Raw genomic sequence first — 8,051 nt, forward strand, 5'->3', positions numbered from 1 at the left:
AACGGGCACGGATACAGCCGTCGCAGGGACCCGACCACGAGCGGCAGGAGGTGTCCGGCACTTGGCCATACTTTGACCAGAACCTGTCACTTCCTGCAGTGGGGCTGGTCGTCGTACGACATCCTGGACCGCCCGGTCGGCCGCACCGACTCGGCATGATCGGCGTCTATGCCTGGGTACCGACGCGCGCGTCGTGCTGCTGCTCATCTCGGCGGCGGCTCTGCTGCTCGGCGTCAGAAGGACCCGCGGCCAGTAGCGGTTCCGCGCGATATCCAGGGCGCCTCCCCGGCCGGGGAGGCGCCCTCTCGTGTCTCCGCAGGGACATGGCCGATGCGCTGGACGTGGGTGGTGCGGTACCCGGGCATCGACCGCAGGGTGCGACATGGGCCGGAGGGCCGAAGACCGCAAGCAACGGTCTTCGGCCCTCCGGCTGGGTGTAGCGGCGTGCCGGCTATGACGACGGGTGGCGGAGAGTGTGGGCCTCCGCGTCACAGCACAGCCGCCAAGGCGGGCTAGCGGTGGCCGAGGTAGCGCTCCTGACCCCGGTGCCGGTCGCTGTACCAGCCGTGGTGCTCGTACCGGTCCCGGTCCCGGTCGCGGCCCCGGTCCCAGCCCCGGTCGCGGTCCCAGCCCCGGCCCCGGTCGCGGTCCCAGCCCCGGCCCCGGTCTCGGTCATGGTCGCGGAAGTGGCCGTCGTGGTCGTGGTGGCTCCTGTGACTGTGCGAGTAACCCCTCCCGTGGTCGCGGTCGTGGCCGGCTCCGGCGGCCAGGGCCGGCATGGCGGCCGCGCCGACGAGCGCGCCCGAAGCCACACAGGTGGCGATCAGGCGGACCGCCGTACGAGAAACAGACATGAATCTGTCACCTCACGTTCGTGCACATGGACCCCTGGTGGGGGCCGGGCGTGCAATCCGTAATTCCCGGCTCGGTGCCGAGGCCCCACACTGTGGCCCTCCACGGCGACGCCAGACCAAGGACACGATTCGCGTTACTAAATGCAGATATATCCGTGACTCTCCTTTGTATGAGCCATTGACACAGGGGAGGGGCCTGGGCGCCGGCCCTGCCCCAGCTTGGAATCACGCTGAGAGCGCGACAAAGCAGCTGACGGTCCGTGAGACTCCTGGCTGTCTCGCTGCCTCAACTCCTTCGAACGGCCCAATGGCTTCAGTAACGACCGGGGGCCTCCGTTCGGGGGACCCGTTGCGAACGACCGGGGGCCTCCGCTCGGGGGATCCGTTGCGGTCCGCGGCGATCCGGTCGATCGGTAGCAGGGGGTCGTCGTGATTCTGGGACGCCTTGGCGGAAGCAGCCTTCGCGGCCTGGAGGCCAGGGCCGGGGCGAGGGGCGCCAGTACCTCCACGGCCTCGGCGAGGCAGTCAGACCCGGGTCGACATCCGCCAGGCCTCTGGCGCCCGTGTCGTATCCACCGGGTGAGCCGGTCGGCAGACCTGGATCTGGTCGGCGGTCTCCCCGGTCGTCCCGCCTTCGCCGACGCGACCGTCGCCATGGTCGCCGGATTAGCCGACCACGCCGCACTCGCCCTGGAGATCGCCGAGCATCGCCGCGCCACCGAACAGCTCCTGCTCCTCGGCGACCGTGACCGCATCGCCCGCGACCTGCGCCGGCGGTGGCGTGGGTGTGCCGGGCTGACCTCCCGCCTGTGCGGGGGCCGGCACGGTGTGGACCGTTCGGCCCATGCGGTGTGCGTGCGCGTCGGGCGATGCTGGACACACGGCCGGTCCCGAGGCCCGTACGGCATCGGGTGCCCGGTGCCGGTGAATCGCGCTCCTCGCGACGGGACACGAGCACTCACAGAGTGCTCGCCCCCTGGCGTCACGTGCTCCGCCGACCTATGTCCAGGACCTCGCGCGAACGCCGTGGTCCTCGTCCCGAGGAGCCTTGCATGCAACTCCTGATCGTTCTCATCGTCGTGGTCGGCCTACTGGCCGTCGTGGCGCTCGCCATGGCCGTGAAGGTCGTCAAGCAGTACGAGAAAGGGGTGCTGTTCCGCTTCGGCCGACTCGTCGGAACACGTTCCCCGGGGCTGCGGTTCATCATCCCCTTCGTCGACGCCCTGCACCGGGTGTCGCTGCGGGTCGTCACCATGCCGATCCAGTCCCAGGGCATCATCACCAAGGACAACGTCAGCGTCGACGTCTCCGCCGTGGCCTACTTCCGCGTGGTCGACGCCGTCAAGTCGGTCATCGCGATCGAGAACGTGAACTCCGCGATCGACCAGATCGCCCAGACCACCCTGCGCAAGGTCGTCGGCCAGCACACCCTGGACGAGACGCTGTCGGAGACGGACCGCATCAACCTGGACATCCGCCAGATCCTCGACATCACCACCGCCGAATGGGGTGTGGAGGTCACCCTGGTCGAGCTGAAGGACATCCAGCTGCCCGAGTCCATGAAGCGCGCGATGGCCCGGCAGGCCGAGGCCGAGCGGGAGAAGCGGTCCAAGATCATCAACGCCGAGGGAGAGTCCCTGGCCGCTGCCGCCCTGGGCGACGCCTCCGACACGATGATGGCCCACCCGCTCGCCCTGCAACTGCGCAACCTGCAGAGCCTGGTCGAGATCGGCGTGGACAAGAACACCACCGTCGTCTTCCCGGCACCGCTGATGAGCACCATCGGAGAACTCGGCTCCTTCCTCGCCCGCGAAGCGAACGCGGCCGCCACAACGGTGCCGCCGGCTCCCGCCACGGTGCCGCCGTCCCCCGCCCCCGTACCGGCCCTCGGGACTCCCGCCACGGCGCCGCCGTCCCCCGCCCCCGTACTGGACCTCGGCCTGACCGACTCGGCTCGCGTGCCGGCACCGAGTGGGGCGCCCGAGACCAGGTGAGGGCCCCTGTGGCCGCGAACCCACGGCGCCCCAAGGCGCATGTGCGCCTGCCGGGTCACCGCAGGGTGATCCCCTCCCCTGTCCGCGCCCCGCCGCTCGCCGCCGGGTCGACGGTCCGCATCACGGCGGGCCGTCGGCCGGCGTGGGGCGGGGCGCGGCACTGCTGAAGCGGCCGGCCCGGCGCCGCAGGTGACGACGGTCGGCGTAGTGCCGGGGAACCGGAGGTGCCACTGCCACGGCCCCGTAGAAAAGCCGTTTGCCGATTTCGATGAGGACCAGGTAGGCGAGGACCATGCCGACCAGCGCGGCGAAGAACGCCCCGGGGAGCGGCTGGAAGCCCAGGGCGTGGGCGAGCGGGGTGGCCGGCAGCACCGCGCCGACCAGGACGACGCCGAGCGCGGCGAGAGTCAGCGGCAGGCTGGGGTGGCTGCGGAAGAAGGGGACGCGCCGGGTACGGATGGCGAAGATCACCAGGGTCTGGGTGGCCAGTGACTCGACGAACCAGCCGGAGCGGAACTGGGCCGGCCCGGAGTGGAAGACCCAGAGCATGACGCCGAAGGTGAGGAAGTCGAACACCGAGCTGAGCGGCCCGAAGGAGATCATGAACCGGCGGATGAAGGCGATGTCCCAGTGCGAGGGCTTCCGCAGCTGTTCCTCGTCCACGTTGTCGGTGGGGATGGCGAGTTGACTGCTGTCGTAGAGAAGGTTGTTCAGCAGGATCTGTGAGGGGAGCATCGGCAGGAAGGACAGGAACAGCGAGGCGCCCGCGGCGGAGGCCATGTTGCCGAAGTTGCTGGACGTGCCCATCAGTACGTACTTGATGGTGTTGGCGAAGATCCTGCGGCCCTCGGACACCCCGTCCGCGAGGACGTCGAGGTCCTTCTCCAGCAGGATGACGTCGGCCGCGTCCTTGGCGACGTCGGTGGCCGAGTCGACGGAGATGCCCACGTCGGCGGCGTGCAGGGCCAGTGCGTCGTTGACGCCGTCGCCCAGGAACGCCACGCCGCCGCGGCTGAGCCGTTGTGCGTGCACGATGCGGGCCTTGGCCTCGGGACTCACCCGTGCGAAGACGGTGGTCCTGGTGATCGCCTCGGCCAGTTGTGCGTCGTCCAGGGCGTCGACCTCGCTGCCGGTCATCGCGCCCGCGTCCGTGAGCCCCAGGTCGTGGCAGACCTTGGCGGCGACCGCGGCGTTGTCGCCGGTGACAACCTTCACCGCGATTCCGAGGCCGGAGAGTCTGCGCAGCGCCGTGGCCGCGTCCGGCTTGGGCGGGTCGAGGAACACCAGCAGTCCGGCCAGGCTCAGTTCCCGCTCGCTGTCGGGTTCGACGGTCTGCGTTCCGGGGGCGACGGGCCGGGTGGCGACGGCGACCACCCGGTTCCCTGCGGCGAACTCCGCCGCCAGCGCCGCACGGGCTTCGGACGGGACCTCGACGCAGCGGTCCAGGACGGTCTCCGGAGCACCCTTGGTGACCAGACGCGAACGCCCGTCCCCGTCCCGCACGAGGACCGAGACCATGCGCCGTTCGTGATCGAAGGGCTCCACCGCGACCTGTGTGTACCCGTCCAGCGCGGCCCGCTCGCCCGCGGCGGCCGGAGACCGCCACAGGGCCTGGTCCAGCGGATTCCCGCCGACGTCCTGCGCGTCCCGCGTCGCGTTCTCGGTACTGAGCAGTCCCCACCGCACCACCGCCTCAAAGCCGTGGCCGTCGGCGGGGACCGCGCGCATGTACTCGATGCGGCCCATGGTGAGCGTGCCGGTCTTGTCGGTGAACAGGACATCGACATCGCCCAGGTCCTCGATGCAGACCAGCCGTTTCACCAGCACCTTGCGCCGGCTCATCCGGCGCGACCCGGCGGCCAGGCTGGTCGAGACGACCGCGGGCAGCAGCTGCGGGGTGATACCGACGGCGATGGCCAGGGAGAACAGCAGCGCGTCGATGACCGGCTTGTGCAGGACGACGTTGATCACGAAGATCGAGGTGGTCAGCGCGCCCGCGACGTAGACCAGCAGCAGGGAGAAGCGCCGCAGGCCGACCTGGAACTCGGTGTCGAGCGGGTGGGTGTCGAGCCCGGCGGCGATCTTCCCGAACTCGGTGTGCGCCCCGGTGGCCACCACCACCCCCCGGGCGGAACCGGTCCGGACGACCGTGCCCATGAGAGCGCACCCGGACAACTCGGCCAACGGGGTCCCGGCCGCGACCGCGGCGAGGTTCTTGTCCACCGGCAGCGACTCGCCGGTCAGCACCGACTCGTCGCACGCCAGACCGGTGACCCGCAGCAGCCGCAGATCCGCCGGAACGATGTCGCCCAGCCGCAGTTCCACCACGTCACCGGGGACCAGTGCCGTGACGTCCACCAGGGTCGTCCGGCCGTCGCGCAGCGCCACGGCCTGGTGGTGGATCTGGGAGTGCAGCGCCTCGGCCGCCTTCTCGGCCCGGTACTCGTTGACGAAGCCCAGCCCGACGGACGCGCTTACGATCAGCCCGATGATCACCGCGTCGTTTCGCTCGCCCACCAGGAAGGACGCGACAGCGGCCGCCGTCAGCAGTCCGAGCAGGGGAGAGCGCAGTTGATGCCACAGCACAGGGAACACCCGCGCGTGGTGTGTGGCGACCGCGTTGGGGCCGAACCGCGCCTGCCGTCGTACGACGTCCTCGCCGCCGAGACCTTCGGCGGCGCCGACGCCGAGCTCACGCAGGACATCGTCCCCCGACAGGGCCGCCGCCGACATCACCCCGGGCGCGAGCACGGGCTCCTGCGCCGGAGCGGAGACGGTCACCCGGCCCCGCCTCCCGGCCAGGGCGCACCCTTCCGCACACCCTGGTACCGGCTGTTCTCACGATCCCGGCACTGCTGCCCGGTCATTACGCATCGCCGCCCTGGGGCCGTCACGCCGGTGAGAACGCGGGGCCCGAAGGCCCGGCGCGCTCCAGGATTCCAGCATCGCACGCCCAGCGCGGCCCGACGCCCGGCGTGGCGCACCCGCAGGCATCACCGAGGAACCCGCCCTCATCCCGGCACACTGCACAGCTGCGTCCCGGGCGGGTGCCGCGACGGCGCAGCGACGTCCTAACGCTCTGCGCAGGGGGCGGCCGGGGGGCTGCACGAGCTCCGTCCGCCGACGGAGCACGCCGGGGGAGTCGAGAACACCCCACCTCCCACGTGAAGACTCTGGTGGTCCCATCCGTCACTGCACTCACCTGAGTGGTCATCGACGGAGCAGCGTTCGGTTCCGGCTGTCTGCCCGGGGCTGCCGATCGGGGCGCCTGTTCGAGATGCCGTGAATGCACCGCCGTCCTACAGTAACGGCATACATCACACACGGTAATGCCTGGTTGCCTTCGGTGACTGGCGTGGTGGCCGGAGGACAGCGCATGAACGCGAGCGGGGAGACACCGTCGGCCCACAGCGCCGCGGAAGGCGAGCCCGCTATGGGCGATGCCACCGGTGCGGCCCCCCGTCGGCGCCGCGTCCTGTTCTCGGGACTGGCGGTTGCGGCCGCTGCGCCATTGGCAGGGTGCAGTTCCGTCATGGCGGAGGGCGAGGCCAGCAGCCAGTCCACCGGGGCGTCGTCGAAGGCGTCCGGCGACCGGATCGCCACCAGATCGGCCCAGGCCCTCTACACCCTCCCGCAGGACCACAAGTGGCACGGTGGCCCGTTCTACGACACCGGCGAGCTGGAGGAGTGGCACTACTGGACCGGGTACGTCACCGACAAGGACACCGGCGAAGATTTCGGGCTCTTCTACAACGTCTTCCACGAGGGTGTCTCGCCCGGCAAATACCAGTACCGCCCGTACTTCTCACTGGGCAACCTCAAGACGCACGACTTCGTGTGGACGGCCGACACCCTGACCGCGCCGCTGACGGCCATCGCTCCGCCACAGTCCACCTCCCGCGACGACTTCCAGTACAGCGTCTCGCAGAGCGGTACGACCTTCACGACCGTCTACCGCGCCTCCCCGGACACCTGGAACCTGCACTTCAAGAGTCGGGCCAAGAACGTCAAGCAGCCCATCACCATGGACCTGGAGACCAAGACGCAGAGCCCCTACGGCTACACACCCATGACGCCCTTCGGCGTGGAGAACGAGAACACGCCTTGGCAGGGCAAGGCCGACCCGCAGACGATGCGATCGCTGTCCTACTACTACGGCGCTCCCAAGCAGAACGTCACCGGAACCGTCACCATCGGCAACCAGACACGGCACCTCACCGGATCGCTGTGGATGGAGCATCAGTGGGGCAACTTCGGTATCTCGAAGCAGCCGTGGGGCACGGCCTACGTGTGGTCGGCGATCCAGTTCGACGACGGCTCGATCTTCACTTTCCGCCAGTGGTACGACCAGCAGAACAAGCCGTTGTTGAACATCGGCCGCTACATGCACGGAACCCCGAACGCCAACCCCGAGTACGGGTTCGGAGAGGCGGTCCAATGGGTCCCGCTGCAGACTTGGAAGTCGCCGGTCTCCGGACGTAACTACCCCGTGTACGCGCGTCTGTCCACGCCCTACGGGACGTGGTACTACACCCCGATTTTCGAGTCCTACGAGATGCCGCTCGGCTACAAGCCCTACGGCACCAGCGGCATCACCCTCTACGAGGGAGCCTCCTGGATCCGAAAGGACTCCCTCACCGGCCCGATCATCGGCAAGGCGTTCCTCGAACTGCCCACCAACCTCACGAAGAGCTTCCCCGAGATGTCATCCCAGCAGCCAAAACCGAGCGGCAGCTCCTAGAAGCTGATCCGCGGTGGGCTGAGTACTCCGGTGAACAGGGGCACTACGGTGCCCCCACTCAACTCGGGCATCGATAGCGGGCGCCGAATCCCTGACCGCGTCTGCCTCTCTGTGCGGTAAGTCACACAGGTGCACAGCCAGGCTGGCGCACGGCTCCCTGCACTGCCACGACGAGCCGGGCGATGAGGGCCGCGAGTAATTGTCAATACCCTTGGATCTGAGCTGCGTTCATGCTGATGTGGGCTTGCGGGCGAGGATCTGGATCCCTGTTGACTCGTGCCCGTTCATGGTGGGCACCGTGATGGTCCGGGTGTCGACGTTCTGGAACTCGGTGAGCAGGGTAGAGAACCATTCGCGGGGGTGGTGGCGGCAGACCGCACCGTCGCCGGTTTCGAACACGCCATAGCTGCCGTAGTGATCAGCATGGCGGCCGTAACGGCTGCGGTTGCGTTCGTCGTCCTG

5 protein-coding genes and 1 pseudogene are annotated in these 8,051 nt (G+C 69.2%); 2 read left to right on the forward strand and 4 right to left on the reverse strand.

The window, feature by feature from the left end; genetic code table 11:
• Positions 1 to 512: 512 nt before the first annotated feature.
• Together ACZ4N4_RS35135 and ACZ4N4_RS35140 are read right to left on the reverse strand one after the other, a co-directional pair.
• Positions 513 to 854, reverse strand: a complete 342-nt coding sequence (locus tag ACZ4N4_RS35135; RefSeq protein ID WP_467596461.1) for a hypothetical protein — start codon at positions 852 to 854, stop codon at positions 513 to 515.
• Positions 855 to 1,520: 666 nt separating this feature from the next.
• Positions 1,521 to 1,700: a hypothetical protein gene (locus tag ACZ4N4_RS35140; protein ID WP_467596464.1), complete on the reverse strand. Its 180-nt coding sequence runs from the start codon at positions 1,698 to 1,700 to the stop codon at positions 1,521 to 1,523.
• 206 nt (positions 1,701 to 1,906) lie between these two features.
• Here ACZ4N4_RS35140 and ACZ4N4_RS35145 point away from each other — a divergent pair, with 206 nt between their 5' ends.
• The gene (locus tag ACZ4N4_RS35145; RefSeq protein ID WP_467596467.1) at positions 1,907 to 2,848 is read left to right on the forward strand and encodes a slipin family protein; all 942 of its coding nucleotides are present in this window, start codon (positions 1,907 to 1,909) and stop codon (positions 2,846 to 2,848) included.
• 120 nt (positions 2,849 to 2,968) lie between these two features.
• On the opposite strand, the gene mgtA is transcribed toward ACZ4N4_RS35145, so the two are convergent.
• On the reverse strand, positions 2,969 to 5,629 hold the full coding sequence (gene mgtA, locus ACZ4N4_RS35150) for a magnesium-translocating P-type ATPase (RefSeq protein ID WP_467596470.1): 2,661 nt from the start codon (positions 5,627 to 5,629) through the stop codon (positions 2,969 to 2,971).
• A gap of 751 nt (positions 5,630 to 6,380) precedes the next feature.
• Between mgtA and ACZ4N4_RS35155 the strand changes: the two genes are divergently transcribed.
• Positions 6,381 to 7,589, forward strand: a complete 1,209-nt coding sequence (locus tag ACZ4N4_RS35155; protein ID WP_467596473.1) for a lipocalin-like domain-containing protein — start codon at positions 6,381 to 6,383, stop codon at positions 7,587 to 7,589.
• Between the two features lie 228 nt (positions 7,590 to 7,817).
• Here the strand turns inward: ACZ4N4_RS35155 and ACZ4N4_RS35160 are convergent.
• Positions 7,818 to 8,051 (reverse strand): annotated as a pseudogene (locus ACZ4N4_RS35160) (SAM-dependent methyltransferase); the annotation flags it as partial.

The organism is Streptomyces sp. NPDC026538 (assembly GCF_055567535.1).